13 protein-coding genes are annotated in these 16,451 nt (G+C 43.0%); 8 read left to right on the top strand and 5 right to left on the bottom strand.

The genetic code is table 11. The annotated features are described in order from the left end of the window. Nucleotides 1-7: 7 nt before the first annotated feature. Nucleotides 8-394, bottom strand: coding sequence for an allophanate hydrolase-related protein (locus tag LAY41_RS02115; protein ID WP_249093573.1), 387 nt, complete (start codon nt 392-394; stop codon nt 8-10). A gap of 64 nt (nt 395-458) precedes the next feature. Between LAY41_RS02115 and LAY41_RS02110 the strand changes: the two genes are divergently transcribed. The 6 genes from LAY41_RS02110 to LAY41_RS02085 all read left to right on the top strand — a co-directional run bounded on the left by LAY41_RS02110 (nt 459) and on the right by LAY41_RS02085 (nt 9,062). Beyond that, entirely contained in the window at nt 459-1,703 is a 1,245-nt protein-coding gene (locus LAY41_RS02110) for a Zn-dependent hydrolase (protein ID WP_249093570.1), read from the top strand. 50 nt (nt 1,704-1,753) lie between these two features. Continuing rightward, the gene (locus LAY41_RS02105) at nt 1,754-2,578 is read left to right on the top strand and encodes an FAD binding domain-containing protein (protein WP_249093568.1); all 825 of its coding nucleotides are present in this window, start codon (nt 1,754-1,756) and stop codon (nt 2,576-2,578) included. Next, the gene (locus LAY41_RS02100) at nt 2,563-5,400 is read left to right on the top strand and encodes a molybdopterin-dependent oxidoreductase (RefSeq protein ID WP_249093566.1); all 2,838 of its coding nucleotides are present in this window, start codon (nt 2,563-2,565) and stop codon (nt 5,398-5,400) included. The genes LAY41_RS02105 and LAY41_RS02100 overlap by 16 nt, the downstream gene beginning before the upstream one ends. 303 nt (nt 5,401-5,703) lie before the next feature. After that, nucleotides 5,704-7,041: a hypothetical protein gene (locus LAY41_RS02095; protein ID WP_249093564.1), complete on the top strand. Its 1,338-nt coding sequence runs from the start codon at nt 5,704-5,706 to the stop codon at nt 7,039-7,041. Nucleotides 7,042-7,370: 329 nt separating this feature from the next. Next, the gene (locus LAY41_RS02090; RefSeq protein ID WP_249093562.1) at nt 7,371-8,438 is read left to right on the top strand and encodes an XdhC family protein; all 1,068 of its coding nucleotides are present in this window, start codon (nt 7,371-7,373) and stop codon (nt 8,436-8,438) included. Nucleotides 8,439-8,453: 15 nt separating this feature from the next. Beyond that, nucleotides 8,454-9,062 carry a nucleotidyltransferase family protein gene (locus LAY41_RS02085; protein ID WP_249093560.1) on the top strand — a complete coding sequence of 203 codons (609 nt, stop codon included), beginning with the start codon at nt 8,454-8,456 and terminating at the stop codon, nt 9,060-9,062. Between the two features lie 338 nt (nt 9,063-9,400). On the opposite strand, the gene LAY41_RS02080 is transcribed toward LAY41_RS02085, so the two are convergent. The 3 genes from LAY41_RS02080 to LAY41_RS02070 form a co-directional block, all read right to left on the bottom strand. Beyond that, a complete protein-coding gene (locus LAY41_RS02080; RefSeq protein ID WP_249093557.1) occupies nt 9,401-10,651 on the bottom strand; it encodes a CHRD domain-containing protein in 1,251 nt (416 codons plus the stop codon). 731 nt (nt 10,652-11,382) lie between these two features. Beyond that, nucleotides 11,383-11,631: a hypothetical protein gene (locus tag LAY41_RS02075; RefSeq protein WP_249066861.1), complete on the bottom strand. Its 249-nt coding sequence runs from the start codon at nt 11,629-11,631 to the stop codon at nt 11,383-11,385. 117 nt (nt 11,632-11,748) lie between these two features. Then, nucleotides 11,749-12,015, bottom strand: a complete 267-nt coding sequence (locus tag LAY41_RS02070) for a hypothetical protein (RefSeq protein ID WP_249066863.1) — start codon at nt 12,013-12,015, stop codon at nt 11,749-11,751. Between the two features lie 818 nt (nt 12,016-12,833). Here LAY41_RS02070 and LAY41_RS02065 point away from each other — a divergent pair. Both LAY41_RS02065 and LAY41_RS02060 read left to right on the top strand, forming a co-directional pair. Continuing rightward, complete coding sequence (locus LAY41_RS02065) at nt 12,834-15,164, top strand: NACHT domain-containing protein (RefSeq protein ID WP_249093555.1); 2,331 nt, start codon at nt 12,834-12,836, stop codon at nt 15,162-15,164. A 185-nt stretch (nt 15,165-15,349) separates the two neighbouring features. Then, nucleotides 15,350-15,625 (top strand): hypothetical protein, encoded by a 276-nt coding sequence (locus LAY41_RS02060; protein WP_249093552.1) that lies wholly within the window; start codon nt 15,350-15,352, stop codon nt 15,623-15,625. A gap of 102 nt (nt 15,626-15,727) precedes the next feature. Here the strand turns inward: LAY41_RS02060 and LAY41_RS02055 are convergent, their stop codons facing one another. Then, a complete protein-coding gene (locus LAY41_RS02055; protein ID WP_249093551.1) occupies nt 15,728-16,294 on the bottom strand; it encodes a DUF29 domain-containing protein in 567 nt (188 codons plus the stop codon). Nucleotides 16,295-16,451: the final 157 nt, after the last annotated feature.

Here is a 16,451-nt window from a genome sequence, read left to right as displayed (position 1 = left end):
TAAGCAACTACTGTTTTGATTTTTTATAAGCTGCCCAACCACCAAAATGAGAAATATCAGGCCACTGATATTGTTCCACTAACTCCTGCGGGTAAAGCATGGCGGTAACTTCTTCGCCGTCTTCTAAAACTATTTTTCCTGCATACAAATTGGGAGGTTCCGTAGAAAGTAAGTAATCGTATTGTTCCCCCGTCAACTCGTATACCTCACCCAGAATAGCAATACCTCCTTCTTCAACTTCATAGACAGCGGGATGCCAATCGTTTTCTACAGCGTGTATTCGGTATTTGGGACGGGTAACGGCCTCCTTGATAAACTTTGCCGATTGGAGATTTTGATGATCCGGTTGACCGCGTAGGGCAGATCCACAAATGAAGAAGCGTTTCGATTCCATTTTACTTTCAGGTGTTTATTCAATCTATTTAAAGATTATAATAAATTAACTTCGAGGTTTACCTATGACGATAAAATCAGTCCTCTTAGTAAATAGCGATCGCCTCAACCATAGCATCGATCGCTTAGCGGAAATCGGCGAACGACCCAATGGCGGCGTGCGACGCATTGCTTACAGTACCGAAGATTTGCAAGCTCGTCAATTAATTAAAATATGGATGACCCAAGCTGGTATGACGGTGCGAATTGATACTGCGGGTAACATGATTGCCACTTATCCCGGACAAATACAGAAAGCAGCAGCTTTGGCAACTGGTTCGCACATTGACACCGTTCCATTAGGGGGACGCTATGATGGCACGCTTGGCGTTTTAGCAGGAATTGAAGTTGTACGAGTTCTGCAAGAAAATAACATCAAATTAATCCATCCTCTAGAAGTAATTGTATTTACAGACGAAGAAAGTAGTATGATTGGCTCCAAGGCAATGTCTGGTAATACTATCAAAGATACAGAATATTATCATCGTGACGATCGCACCTCAATTAAAACTTGTTTAGAACGGATTGGTGGCAACTGGAATCAGCTTAGCACAGCTCGCCGCAGTCAATCTGAAATAGCTGCATATATAGAGTTGCACGTCGAACAAGGAGGAGTGCTAGAAAATGTTGATAAACAAATAGGTGTAGTGCAGGGAATTGTCGGTCAACATCGCTATGCCATCTCCGTTACAGGCAGCCCCAATCATGCCGGAACAACACCCATGCACATGAGACGAGATGCACTCGTCGCTGCCGCTCAAGTTGTTTTAGCTGTGAATAATTTGGGTAATAAAAATTCTGGTTCTCAGGTAGCAACAGTTGGTTCTTTTAATGTCTGGCCTAATGCTGCCAATATTGTACCGGGCAAAGTTGAGATGAGCTTAGATATCCGCGATATTTATCAATCTCATATAGATGAATTAGTAGGGCAATTGAAACAAGAATTATCGGTAATTGCTGACAGTAGTAAAACCCAAATTGCGATTGAACGGACTTTGCGCGTAGAACCAACTTTGGCAAAGCCGCAGATAAAAGATGCGATCGCCAGTGCTTGTCAGCAGTTACAATTAAGTTATTACCATCTGCCCAGTCGGGCTGGTCACGATGCACAAGAAATTGGTCGCTTCACTGACATGGGCATGATTTTCGTGCCAAGTGTTGCGGGAATCAGTCACTCCGAATTAGAATATACTTCACCAGAACAATGCAGCCAAGGAGCTAATGTCTTGCTACAAACTTTGTTACAGTTAGACAAAATGTATCCTGTTTAACTTACTTAACTTGTCGGGTAAATTAAAATTAACTAAAACTGGGTAAATTAATGGATTTGCCTAATATCGAAACCTACTTACGTCCAACAAATTTACAAGCGATCGAAACCTGGTCACCGGGATGGGCTTGGCTGGCTGGCGGCACATGGCTTTTTTCTGAACCCCAACCCCATCTTAAAGTGTTAGTAGACTTAGAGAAATTGGATTGGTCAGAAATTGAAGTTACGCCAGAGGGATTGGCAATTGGTGCCACGTGCAAAATGGAGAAATTATTAACCTTTTCTTACCCCGAAAGTTGGACGTCGGTAAAAGCACTTCAAAGCGCAGTTCATCATCTAGCATCCTTTAAAGTAACCAACATAGCTACTGTCGGAGGCAATATTTGTCTGGCTTTACCTATCAGTAATTTTGCCCCGGTAATGGTAGCGCTGGGTGCAAATTACGAAATACTCAACCAGAGTAGTTCAAGTTATCAAGTTTCAGCTTTAGAATTCCAAACTGGGGCGCAAAAAACTATCCTCCAACCGGGAGAAGTTTTGCGAAAAATCTCGATTCCTTTGCCTAACTTGGAATGGGTTGTTAACTTTAAACGCATCGCTATTACCACATCCGGTTATGCGGCGTCAATTGTCGTGACAGCTTACCATCCTCAATCATCACAAGTGCGGTTTGGATTGGGTGCTTGCTTTCCCGCACCGCGCTTGATAGAGTTTTCTAATATTCCTACATCAGCAGAACTTTCAGAAGCTTTGTTATCTCAAATTCCCATTTCGGAATTTATAGGTGATGACAAGGCAAGTGCAGTATATCGCAGACAAGTTACGCAAATTTTAATGCAGCGATCGCTAGAAGAAATATTATGTCAGAATCCATAATCTTCCAAGTTAACGGACAAACTTACACCGAATCTATCTCACCGGGAACTAGCCTATTGAGTTTATTACGCCATCTCGGTTGGTATGGAGTGCATCGCGTTTGCGAATCTGGAGATTGCGGCAGTTGTACCATTTTGGTAGATGAAAAACCAATTCATAGTTGCATTTATCCAGCTATAAGAATTGAGGATAAATCAGTCACCACAATTGAAGGATTAGCAACTGATGGAAAGTTGTCACCGATGCAAGAAGCTTTTATAGAAAAGCAGGGTTTTCAGTGCGGTTTTTGTACTCCTGGCGTAATTATGACTGCAACAAAGCTGAATTGTGAATCGGAAGCAGAAATTCGTTCAGCTTTGAAAGGAAATTTATGTCGCTGCACTGGTTATCAAGCAATTATTGATAGTATTCTCAGTTGTCAATCCTTAGTTTCTTGCGGTACTGCTCATCTGGAAACCAAGGCAGAGCCTTGCGAAATTCGTTCCCAGGTTCAACCTGGGAACGAGGCTAAAACTGAAGCATACTCAATCCAAAATCCAAAATCTAAAATCCAAAATTCGGTGGGAGAAAGTATTCCCAAACAAGATGGAGTAGAAATTGTCACGGGTAAACCAGTTTATACTGCAGATTACACCCCACCAGATTTATTACATTTAAAGGTATTGCGTTCTCCTTATCCTCACGCACGCATTCGCCAAATTCGCACCGACAAAGCCAAAGCAATCCCAGGAGTTCATGCTGTTTTCACCCACGAAGATGTGCCGAGAATTCCCTACACGACAGCGGGACACGCCGAACCGCAACCAGATCCTCTAGATCATTACTTATTAGATAATAAAGTAAGATTTGTAGGCGATCGCATTGCTGCTGTCGTCGCTGAAACTGTCGCAATTGCCGAACAAGCTTGTCATTTAATTGAAATGGATTATGAGATTTTACCACATATCATCGACCCAGAGCAAGCGATGAATCGACCGGATGTGGTAATTCACGATGAGCCTGAATCGTATCAAATACCAGAACGCGATCGCAACATCGCCGGAAAAGTTATCTTAGAAAAAGGCAACATCGAACAAGGATTTGCAGAAGCAGATTTAATTATCGAAAATACCTATAATTTACCAGCAGTTCAGCACGTACACTTAGAACCACATATCAGCACCAGTTGGCTAGACCAAGACGGAACCCTGGTAATTCGTTCCAGCACACAAGTACCGTTCCACTGTCAAACATTACTTTCTAAAATCTTCAATCTTCCAAAAGACAAAATCAGAGTATTCAAAGCGAAAATAGGCGGCGGATTTGGAAACAAACAAGAGATTCTTACAGAAGACCTTTGCGCCTTGGCAACCCTAAAAACAGGTCGTCCCGTGCAATGGGAATTCACCCGCACAGAAGAATTCACCGCCACGAATAGCCGCCATGCGATGAAAATTAAACTCAAAACCGGAGTTAAGAAAGATGGTACTATTGTAGCTCAAGATATGGCAGCAATTTCCAATACTGGCGCTTACGGAAATCACGCTACAACAGTGGTTTATCTCACGGGTTGTTTCCCTCTCGGTTTGTATCGTTGCGCCAATCAAAGATTTATCGGTAATGCAGTTTATACTAACACCATGCCAGCGGGAGCTTTTCGCGGATATGGTACAACTCAAGGCAGCTTTGCTGTAGAATCTCAATTAGATGAAATTGCCCACAGACTAAATATAGACCCGCTGGAATTGCGATTAAAAAATATTATTAGTGCAGATGATGTCCTGACATTAGGAAGTACAGGCGATGACCATTTTCACGTAATTGGCAGTTATGCAATTTCTGAATGTTTTGAGAAAGTTAGTCAAGCACTTGGCTATATTCCGGGTATGCAACCAATAGCAAACGGTCATCTGCGACGCGGGTTTGGATTTGCCGTTGCCATGCAAGCAAGCGGTTTAGCCAAAATCCATGCTGCTGGCGTTAAATTAGCTTTAAAAGCAGATGGTAAATATGAACTAAGAACCGGATCGATCGATGTTGGTACTGGTTCCGATACCACACTCAGACAAATTGCGGCTCAAGTGCTTGGCGTTTCTGTTGCTGATATTGAACTGATTGCGGGTGATACCAAAAACACACCTTATGATGCTGGTTCTTACGCTTCCGCAACTACTTACATTTCCGGTCAAGCCGTGAATTTAACCGCGCATAAATTGCGAGATAAGATACTGGAATTAGCGGCTAAAATATTGCGATCGCAAGAATTAGTTTTAGCCGATAAAAAGGTAAAATCGCCAACCGCAGAAATATCTCTTTTAGAAATAGCTCAACAAGCCGAAACATTAGAAGCAGAATTAGAATATGCCGCTGATAAATGTTCGATGACTTTTGCAGTGCAGGGAGTTGAAGTAGAAGTCGATACCGAAACAGGACATATTAAAGTTTTGCGTTCCATCCAAGCAATTGATATCGGCAAAGCAATTAATCCCAGAATTTGTGATGGTCAAGCAATTGGCGGAATGGTGATGGGATTGGGTTATGCTTTATCCGAAGAACTGCGAATAGATGAACAAGGAAAAATACTTAATCCAAGACTGCGTACTTATCAACTTCCCACCGCTTTAGACGTGCCGCCGATGCAAGTTTTTTTAGTAGAAAAAGCCGACCCCTATGGGCCTTTTGGTGCGAAAGGAATTGGGGAGATTTGTACTAATTGTACTGCACCTGCGATCGCAAATGCGGTAGCTCATGCTACTGGTATCAGATTAACTCAATTACCGATGACACCGGAAAGAGTATGGCAGCATCTAGAACACCAATCGAGTCATCCTAATTGTGGGTAGGGGCGAAGAAGCGATCGCACTTTTCTATCCATTAGCAAAAATGCGATCGCACTGACTGACATCTAAGCTGCAAAATATCTCAATTTGTCTGAGTTTTGACGGAACGATGACTGACTTGCGTTGTTGTAGGGGCTCCGCATTCGGGCCACAATCTCTCACTCAAACCCTAGATTTTCTGCCCTCATGCTTCGCCCTCCCCCGATCCGTTTTAGCGCTAAAGCGCAACTACGTACCTCAAGAGCGCTTTAGCGCAACTACGTACCTGAATTTCGGTATGATATGAGGAATTTTCGCTGATTTTTTATGGCCCGATCGCTCAAAGTTGCCCCAGAGTATATCTTTAAAGTAAAAGAGGCTGTCCAGCGTAACAGCTTTCCCAGCCAAAATGCTTTGGCGACTGAGTTAGGACTCTCTATAGATACCATTAGAAAATTTCTCAATGCCAAACCCGTTGATTATCGTAATTTGGTCGAAATTAGCGAAAAGCTGGGCTTAGACTGGCAGCAAATTGCCTCTAAAGAAGAAATCAAACCTCTACCACCCTCGCCTTTTCTCACTGGCTCCAGCATCACCCAACCGCGCTACTTTTTCGGGCGACAGCGAGAACTCAAACGCATATTCGACAATATTGCGAGAGCGATGATAGAATCAGCCAAACGTCAAAGTGCTATCACTCTTCCACCCCTCACCCGCAAAACCTTAGCCGTTGACCCTTTCACCAGCTTTGATGAATGGCTGGATAAAGTAGAACAAACCCTAGACCAAAATATCGCCCTGCTTTCCTTGGATGAGTTCGAGGCGCTAGACGACGCTATCAGTAAAGGACGCTTTGAGGAACAAGAGGTTTTGGGAATGCTGCGTCACCTCATCCAACATCGTCCCCGCTTCAAACTGCTGCTAGCTGGTAGCCATACTATCGAAGAGTTTCAGCGTTGGGCTAGCTACTTAATCAACGTGCAAGTCTTGCATATCAGCTATCTGAAAGAACCGGAAGCGCGTCAGCTAATTGAGCGACCCGTAAAAGATTTTACCCTGCGCTACGAACCTAATGCGGTTGAGCGAGTCCTGCAACTCACGCGCTGTCACCCGTTTCTAGTACAACTGCTGTGCGCTGAAATTATCTACCTGAAAAACGAGCAAGACCCCTCCGTGCGTCGCTTGGCAACTTTAGCGGACGTGGAAGCAGCAGTTCCAGCAGCTTTAAGCAGTGGCAGTTTCTTTTTTGCCGATATTCAAATTAACCAAGTAGGGGCGGGTTTAGCAGATAACCCATTGTCTCAAATAAACAATCTCTCCACAAAACCCGCCCCTACATCTGGTTTAGCAGATAACCCATTGTCTCAAATAAACAATCTCTCCACAAAACCCGCCCCTACATCTGGTTTAGCAGATAACCCATTGTCTCAAATAAACAATCTCTCTCCAAAACCCGCCCCTACAGATGGTTTAGCTATCTTGCGTTTCATCGCCGCACAGGGGGAAGGTGTTACAGTCAGCCGAGAAGTTTTATCCCGACAGTTTTACGATAATTTAGATAGTATGATTGAATTGTTATTACGACGCGAATTAATTGAGGAAATTGGCGAAGGATATCGCTTTCAAGTTGAGTTAATTCGATGTTGGTTTGCAGGGAAACAATAGTGTACCATTTGCCAACAGCCCGCCTGGGGTGTAGCATTTGCCAACAGCCCGCCTGGGGTTCAAACCCCAGGCTAATAGCGAAAGTCCACTTTATTGGACTGAAAACAAAACTTTTCTTCAGTCGGATTGATCTGACTTTCGCTATTAGCTGGGGAATTGATTCCCCAGCGGGTCATGTAACAGGGGAGTTTCGTTCTTTTAATGAGTTTGCAGAAGAACAACTCCGTAAATATAACCTGCCTATCGATTTATGAAATATCGTATTAAAATTTCTTGTCCCCCCCAGATTTGGGGGGTTAGGGGGGCAATTGCGTAACTGAGAATAACAAATGCGAGACTTCTACCAAGAACTAGCTGAAGCTATCCAACAAACCTCCATCGTTCTCGCTACTGTCACCAGCATCAAAGGTTCTGTTCCCAGAGAAGTTGGCGCAAAAATGATTGTTTGCTCCGATAATTCTATCATCGGCACTATTGGCGGTGGCGCTGGCGAAGCGAAAGTTATCCGAAAAGCGCTGGAAGTCCTGGAAACTGGCGAAAAACAATTTGTGGAAATCGATTTATCGGGCGCACCGCATCGCGAAACGCAGGGTGTTTGCGGCGGTACTATGCAAGTTTGGCTGGAACGTTGGACAACAGCTAATCTGTCGTTGGTAGATCGAATTATTGATATCTTATCTGCGGGTAATTCTACTATATTGGTGACGCCGTTTGATCAAGAATTGCCACCATATTTGGAAATTAACATTAATGAAAATGAAAGGGCTACTAACCTGCATCAGGACAGACCTAACCCCCCCGACCCCCCTTCCCTGCAAGGGAAGGGGGGAGTATTACTCCCCTCTCCTTGCAGGAGAGGGGTTGGGGGAGAGGTCAAATCATCTTTTCGAGAAGTTTTATTGCCGCCACCAACATTATTAATCATCGGCGCGGGTCACGTTGCTGTACCTTTAGCGCAAATTGCCCATACGATCGGATTTAATATTATTATACAGGACGATCGCGCTGAATTTGCCACCAAAGAACGCTTTCCCCAAGCATCTGCTATTTTACCATTTCCGATTACCGATTACCAATTACCAACCGAAAATCTTTATGTGGCGCTGGTGACGCGAGGAATGCAACACGACTTAGCAGCATTGCGAATTTTATTGAAATTAAAGGTAAAATATATCGGTGCGATCGGATCTTTAAAGCGCATCCGTTTAGTACAACAAGAATTACAACAAGAAGGATATCCCGAAAGTGCATTAAAATCAATTTATGCCCCCATCGGTTTAGATATCGGTGCTTTAACTCCAGAAGAAATTGCTGTAAGTATTTGTGCCGAATTAATCAAAGTTCGTCGCGGTGGAAATGGCCGATCTTTATCAGAGCAAATACGCTTTATTAATTAACTACATTTAATTTTAATGAATACAGATTTTCATTCTCCCCCGCTCTACTTCGCCATCATTCTATCAGCAGGCGCTTCCCGCCGCATGGGGACTTGCAAAGCCTCCCTGCCTTGGCAAAAAGGAAAAACTCTACTATCCTATCAAGTAGAGCAATTTCTGCTGGCTGGCATCACACCTGTGGTAGTGCTTGGGCCTCACAATTGCGATCGCAAAAAAGATTGTCCCCCCGACACCCGTTTCGTCATCAATCCCGACCCCAGCCAAGGCAAAACCAGTTCTATCTTGACAGGACTCCAATCCATCCCCAAAAATTGTCAAGTCTTGGCTATCTCAGCAGTTGACCAACCCAGACCAACTGAAATTTACCAAACATTACTGCAAGCACAAATACGCAATGACTCAATGATTACTGCACCAACTTACAAAGGTAAGTTGGGACATCCTTTATTTTTCTCCAGCAAAGCATTGCTTCACTTAGAAAAGATTCGCGAAGAAACATTTGGATTGCGCCAAGTTGTCCAAGAGTTTTACGGAGGAATTAATAAAGTAGAATTTGATAATCAGGTTGTTCTCACGGATATCAACACACCTGAAAACTACAGCAAAGTGCTGAGTGCTGAGTAAAAACACAGTCGCTTCCTTGGTTTGATAGGGGTGCGGTCATAAGTAGTTGGTTGTCCTCCTTGTCCCCCTTGTCCTCCTTGTCCCCCTTGTCCTCCTTGTCCCCCTCGTCCTCCTTGTCCTCCTTGTCCCCCTCGTCCTCCTTGTCCTCCTTGTCCTCCTTGTCCTCCTTGTCCTCCTTGTCCCTATCACCAACTGTTTTTGACCACACCCGTTTGATAGTTCTATGTGTTCGTAGGGGCGGGTTTGGCAGATAATTTGTCGCTAACCGACAAGAATCAGGGCAAAACCCGCCCCTACAATTTACCTGTACCTCACCCACTCCCAAGCTGCTGTAGTTCCTAAACGAAAGTAAAAGAACTACTTCCAAGACTCAAATCCGTAACCCCTTGCACAATACCAACCAGCTCATTCTGAGCTGACACCTGGAAAATGGCTGTTCCTGTCGGTAAACTGCCTTTAGAGATAGCCAGCACGTAGTTATTTGCCGAACCGCGCAGCTGGATTACATCCTCACCAGCTTTGAAGTCAGTAATTAGGGCGTAATCATTTAGACCAGCATCGGCATCATTGCCGTCGTTGTAGTAAAAGACATTGGTGTTCGCCAGTATAAATCTATCAGATCCCTCTCCGCCAATGAGGGTATCTACCTCGCCTAGCCCAGGACTGGCAGCGCTAGCGTCAACGCCACTAAGGGTATCGTTTCCCTTGTCGCCACTGAGGAAATCGCTGCCAGTGCTACCGATAAGCAGGTCGTTATCCTGGCCGCCGTAAATAATATCGTTGCCTACATTCCCATCTATGGTGTCGCTGCCTTGATTGCCGTTGAAGATGTCGTCGCCCTTACCGCCAGCGAGACTGTCATCCCCCAAGTTACCAAAGAGGACATCAGCATCTTCATTGCCGAAGAGGAAATCGTTATCTTGACCGCCGTAGAGGCTATCCTTGCCTAAACCCCCATTTATGGTGTCGCTGCCTTGGTTGCCGTTGAACAAATCGTCGCCGTTACTGCCAAGGAGACTGTCATTCGCCTGCTTGCCAAATAAGGTGTCATCTCCCATTCCACCTGTGAGATTATCGCTGCCCTCAGTTCCTTGAATGACGGTGCCGGAAGTGGCAGCGACTTGGCCGCGAATTTCACCTTTGGGAAAGGCATTGGTGTGGATATTCAGGTACAGAACAGTATCTGCACCGGGGTTAGTGGCTTTCAAAGGTGCCACGAAAGTACTTAATGGCTGATTGGCAATATCCGTTTGTTCCCAGATGCCCGTGACGGTTGCTGAACCATCTGGGTTAATTGCGATCGCGCGGTCATCTGTATCTTGAGCGGGATTAATCATACCGAAGACAACGGGGCCATCGGTGCCACGCGGCGCACTATGGAAATGCAAACTCGTGACATCATCCTTGGTGTCAGGAGTCTGAGGCGCTAAGCCCAACACAGGCCCAAAGTCCAAACCTTTAACCGTTATGCTGTAGGTCAAGGCATCTCCGGTGTCGTTCAGCTCCAAACCGGCAAAAGCGATCGCTTTTGACCCGGTGGGGATGGGCTCTTGATCGCCGGTCATTGATGTTTTGAATATGTTGGCCATATCAATAATTTTCCTTTTCCTTGTCTAATGTTGACCCTGGGCTACGTCAGCTTACGGACAGGTTTCCATGCCCCGCAGTGCAAACAGGTAAATGTGAGCGCAATATCGCTTCACAAGTTAGCTTGGTTTTATTTTGCTACCGTATGCTTTCTAGTAATACATTATCCGCTAAATAGCGTTTTTATGGCGATCTAGCTGCGTTTTTTATCCAAGCTAATGTTAAAATTTATTGTGTTCTATTATACAGTCCTAACCAGAGTGCGATCGCTAATTTTGGAGGGTTTTTAAACCCTGATTAAACCGCATAAAAATGCCAAATCGGACTTTGATCGGTTACCGGCGGTAATTTCTAAAGCTTTTTTCAGACAGTTAAAGTTATTCATGGAAGTCGTTTAATTGGGATACTTCCATATAAACGTCGCGCTGACTCACATCTAGGCTATAAAATATCTCAAACTACCTGACATTTGACCGACTTGTGTTGTTGATTTCCGGGCGGGTGTGGACGACAGCGTTAATTTGCCAACAGCATCATTGATTTCCGGGCGGGCTATGGGAAAGTATCGACTTTTCCAATAAACATTTGCGATCGCACTTTTCTATCGATTAGCAAAAATGCGATCGGGCCTCATTTCACATCCCATTATTTCCCATCATTTCCATCATCAAACAGACATATTATAATAACTACGGCAATCGCAATTCCTAAAGGGCAAAAATTTGTTTAGTTTTTAGGGTAATTCAGTAATGTAAACTACATCAATAAGTTTTTTTCTATGAGAAAGATTGTAACCAACTAGGATATTCCCCACTAAAAATGCTTCTAGTCTGTCTCGCTCGTTGGTGTTAAAATATTCTCTTTCAACAGCTAGTCTATCTAATTCATCATAGATTTGCTGTGCAATTTCGCTGTTTTCTTGCTCCAACTTTCGGAGTCGGGGCGCTACTGTATAGTATTCAAAGGAAACTTGATAGGGCACTTACTTTACTACCTGATGTTTAACAATACATACCAAAACACCCAACGATGCTGTTAAAGTGGCTGATCGAAGGGTGTATTTAGATTATACGGCAATGCAGGTAAAGTAGAGAGGTAATTAGGAAGATTGCTTTTCACTCTTGAATTCTGACATTGAGATTGAGTTACCCTCTGCGACTGATTCTAGCCCTCTGCGGATACCTTCTTGATGTTCTGCGGGAAGCTCGTTAAATTTGATGTATTGCAGAGAGTTTGTGGGTGTGTTTATTTGGTGACAAGCTATTTGGTAATCGGGATTGAGTTGATCGAGTACTGTTTTTGCGCTTTCTGAACTCGCTTGCTTTTGAGCTTGTTTGCTCGACTGATTTAGGGCTGTGTGTTTCATTTAGTTATTCTCTGAATTTATGATAAATTAATTATTGTGAAGATAGACTGGGAAATCAGTATCGATGACCTCCCCCTTATCATTCATTGTGATGTAGTAGTCGCAAGCTGAGGATTTAGTTTTGGTGGTTAGGTCAGTAAAGTTAAAGTCGCGTTCCGCAAAACTACCACACTTGGGGCAGCGAACTTCCAAAAACTTACAATTTCTTGCCATAAGCTCTGCCGATGCTATAATCTACGATCAAGGATAAGGCTGAGCAGGCTTCCCTGCTCAACCATTAACCCTGACCAAGGAATCGTCACTAGGTAGTGCCGAATTTCACCGAACACGCCTAACTCCCATCATGCTTGGTCAGTCTTGCACACTGGCCAGTTATGGAGGTAATGTGAAGAAGATTCCCACCGATCCATGTGCCAAATTTTTCTGGTTCGTTGTTGGTCACTATAAAGTGCTTTCCTTGAGCTTGCTTTTGGGCTTGCTTTTGGAACTCTTTTTCGGATACCTTCGCTCTCACAACATTGACGCTGTTGAAAAGAGCTACGTAATTCCGACCATAGGAGGTTATCTTTCGGTTTACCTAGCATTTTATGTAGGCTTGTCGAAGAGATAGTAGTTTTGTAGTTTACGCTGGTGGGAGTTCGCGGCTCTTGCCAGCTTTTTTCTACAAGATCACATTATCAGTGTAAGCCGAGTCTGACTAACTTATTGACTGAGAAAAGATGCTAATGACTAACTTATTGACTATTAATGACTGACTTGTGACTGACTTTGACTGTAAAAAAGTGATATGATGCGAGCAGACAGTTCAAAGTTAAGCTATGTCGCGTTCAATCAGAGTCGCTCCACAGTATATTCCTCAAGTTAAGCTGGCTCTCAAGCGTAACGGGTTTCCCAGCCAGAATGCCTTCGCTACCGAGATGGGATTATCGAGAGACACCATTCGTAAATTTCTCAATGCCATAGGCATTGACTATCTGAACTTTGTCGAAATTTGTGAAAAATTGGGGCTGAACTGGCACGATATTGTCTACAAAGAAGATGATGCACCTGAAGAAACACCATCGCAGTCGCCTAAAGACATTGATATTGATCCCCTAGTCCAAAATGTACGGGAAAAGGTCAAACCGTTTATCCAAGTAGAATGCAGCACGATGCGGGTACTGTCTATGACCTGTCCAATTAATGTAAATGACATTTATACTCACGTCAATATTTTGGAGAAACCGACTGCAAACTTGCGCTTAGAAATTGATGACCTGCTGCAAGGTTTTAACGATCCAAATCAGTTTAACGGCTATGGACTAAGCGGAATTTCTGGAGGAAGAATGTCAGGAGTGGAAGCGGTTGATAAATATTCTAAGCTAATGGTAATCGGTAAGCCAGGAGCAGGTAAAACAACTTTTTTGAAATTTTTAGCCCTTCAGTGTATTGAGGGTAAGTTACAGAGCGATATTGTGCCTATTTTTATTACCCTTAAGGATTTTCCCGAACATGGGAAAAAGCAAACTTTATTAGAATATATTATCGAACAACTTTCTCCTTACGAAATTGTAGCTGAGGAAATTGAGCAGCTATTGAAGCAAGGCAGAACAATGGTTTTACTTGATGGACTAGATGAAGTCAAAGAAAAAAACAGCAACTATGTTTTAGATCAAATAAAGTATTTTTCCAAGCGCTATTACCGTAATCGGTTTGTAATGACTTGTCGGATTGCTGCACAAAAATATACATTTGCAGAATTTACAGAAGTTGAACTTGCCGACTTCGATAGTAAACAAATAGACACCTTTGCGGAAAATTGGTTTGAGTGTAGTAAAGAGGAAAAAAAGGAAGAAAAAGCTAAAAAATTCAGGCGAAATTTGAACAATCAACCACGCATTAAAGAACTGGCAACGAATCCTCTGTTACTAACATTATTATGCTTGGTGTTTGACGACAAAGGTGAATTTGTTTCAAGAAATCGCTATGATGTTTATAAGGAAGCTATAGATACTCTACTTGGGAAATGGGATGCAAGCCGCGCTATTGAGCGAGAGAATGTTTACAAAAATCTATCACTAGGAGACAAGAGAGATTTGCTCAGTTACATTGCTCTTAAGACTTTCGAGAATGGAGATTATTTCTTGTTGAAGACAGATTTAGTGAATCTTATTACTGATTACATTCGTAATTTTCCTGATGCCAAAACTAATCTTGAAGAATTGGAATCAGATAGTGAAGCAGTGCTGAAATCTATCGAAGCTCAGCATGGACTACTGGTAGAGCGAGCAAGAGGTATTTATTCATTCTCCCATCTCACATTTTTGGAGTATTTCACAGCCAGAAGAATTGCCACTCGCCCCGATCCAGAAGTATCTAAAATTGCTTTCTCTAATCTAGTCAAGAATATAACTGATAAACGCTGGCAGGAAGTATTCTTGTTGGCAGTTGTGCCACTGCGTCCAGCAGATTATCTCTTAAAGTTAATGAAACAGCAGGTTGATAGTCTGGTTGCTGGAGATGAGAAGTTACAGAAATTTCTCAACTGGGTAAACGAGCAATCTCTTGAAATTCAAAAATCTCTTCCAGACAAAGTTTCCTACAAGCCCGCTGCTATCCGCTCTTTTTACCTTGATAGTGACATTAAGATCGATCCTCAGCGCACACTTGGCTTTCTGATTGACTTTTATTGTCTCTGTATATTTACTTGTGCTAGTTTCTTATGCAGAACTGTAAACCTTTCCTTTAAGGAAGCTCTTAATATTGTTCGTGAATTGAAACCTTACTTTACCCGTTACCGCGCTCTTGATGCTGCAACTGTGACGGTGTTTGTGCGTGCTTTTGCTATCGATAAGGCTCTTGAAATTGACCTCGACATCGATCCTGAACTAAGGAGACGATTAGAAGAACTGAAAGCGCAAGTAGATGAAGATGAGGATAAATTAATAGATTGGGTGAAAGAGGAGGGTCAGGATTGGGCAGAACAGGTGAAAATTCAGATAATAGAAAATCACCCAATTGGTGAAGATTGGCAGTTCGATGAGGCACAGACAGAATTGATCACTAAATATTACGAAGCAAATGTGTTATTGATGGCTTGTCTGAATAACGCTTATGTAAGCCACGAAGTGCGGCAAGAAATAGAGAATAACTTGCTGCTACCCTTTTAGAGGATTGCGAAGCACTACAATGATTATAATGGTATCACTCCCTTCCCGCTCTAAGTTTATGTATTCATCCAGCAGGCGAAGCTGGGGGCAAGTGGGGCAGAAAATACAAATTCTTCTGGCGGGAAAGGAGTATCTTGAAAAAGTTGCCCGACCTTTAAATATCTACATTTTTCTAAGTAAAGACCATGACAACTAATTTACCCCTAAAGCTACATAGTTTACCCAACAGCTTACCTATCGAAGGTGCTGTTCGCATTGAGTTAGTGGAAGGAGTGCCCATTCTTCGTGCTTCTAGCACCGTACAGAATCGGATTGAAACTTTACTCGCTAAACAGAAAGATTCTGGTCTTACGGCTGAAGAAGAAAAAGAACTAGATAATTATGAAGAATTAGACGATTATTTCACTTTGGTTAACCGGACTGTTAGAAATGTTTTGCTTACTCCCAATCAAGGAGAATAAAAAGCTTGTCTGCCAATCGTTACATTAGTGAAGCCATCCAAGAAACCGCTCTATATTTTCACCTAAATATTTTCTATTTCAAAGATAGGAAAACCGCACTCATTAATCGATTAAATCTGATTTAGTTGCTTCACCAGGAAAAAAATCTTTTTCTAGTATCTGTTCTAGCTTGTAACAGCATTCTTCAGGAAAACAACTTTCATCTAACGAAGTTTCCCGCCTAGCCAAATCCAGCGCATCGCTGTAAGTTTCCACCATAGCATCGCGCAAATAAGGTTTTAAGCTAGGGCTTTCTTTGATAAGTTCTTTAATTTGATAACGTTGTTCGTAGATAGTATTCGACCAACTCCGAGAACGCTTACCAGGTTGATATTCCCACTTCAGCAAATGCCCGATTAAAACTCTTAAGCGGTTCCTCAACTCCCGGCGGTCTTGTTTCCCCAAAGATTCAATCTCATCAGCTAAATTCAGAATATCTAAACTATCCCACGTACCATCTCGCAAAAACTTTGCTTGCTCGACAGTCCAAGTATAGAAATCGGTTTCGTACAAATCAGAAGATTGAGAGATATTTAATTGGGTTGGGGTCATAGCTGCTACACCTTTAGAGGATTGGGAAGCACTACAATAGACCTCTCCAGAAATTAAAGGTGCGTTGCCTAGAACCATTGTAGAGACGTTTCATGAAACGTCTCTACAATGTTTTTTGGAGATGTCTAATGATTATAATGGTATTTGCAATAATAACGAGCAATTATTTCCCAACAGCCCGCCCGGAGGTTCAAACCTCCGGGCTAATAGCGAAAGTCCACTTAAGTGGACTAAA

The sequence above is a fragment of the Argonema galeatum A003/A1 genome (assembly GCF_023333595.1).
Classification (GTDB): domain Bacteria; phylum Cyanobacteriota; class Cyanobacteriia; order Cyanobacteriales; family Aerosakkonemataceae; genus Argonema; species Argonema galeatum.
This window is presented reverse-complemented; position numbering and strand designations above follow the sequence as displayed.